The sequence below is a fragment of the Stenotrophomonas sp. AS012628 genome (genome assembly GCF_010608305.1).
Lineage (GTDB): Bacteria > Pseudomonadota > Gammaproteobacteria > Xanthomonadales > Xanthomonadaceae > Stenotrophomonas > Stenotrophomonas geniculata.
Window position 1 is genome coordinate 1 of the sequence record NZ_VMBJ01000164.1, and the last position, 259, is coordinate 259.

Consider the following 259-nt stretch of genomic DNA (forward strand, 5'->3'; position numbering starts at 1 on the left):
GGACATCTGCGCCCGGCTCGCGCAGGCGCCGCACCCGCGCACGGGAGGCCCGATCTTCCGCACGTTCCGCGACCTTGCCGTGTTCGCGGCGACCGTGGGCTTCGAGCAGAGCCGTCGGCGACCGCTGGACGGCCCGACCGACGTCTTCGTCGACGGCCGCATCATGGAGCGCTCCGACACGGCCATGGACATGGTCTATCTGATCGGCCTCGCCGCCGAACGGCGGCAGGAGATCCTCTCCGACGATCCGAAGGAGGAG

Annotated in this window: 1 protein-coding gene; it reads left to right on the forward strand. The window is 70.7% G+C overall.

What is annotated here, in order from left to right:
* On the forward strand, positions 1-259 hold a 259-nt coding region (locus tag G5A07_RS21445; protein WP_223107800.1), incomplete at both ends, for a hypothetical protein.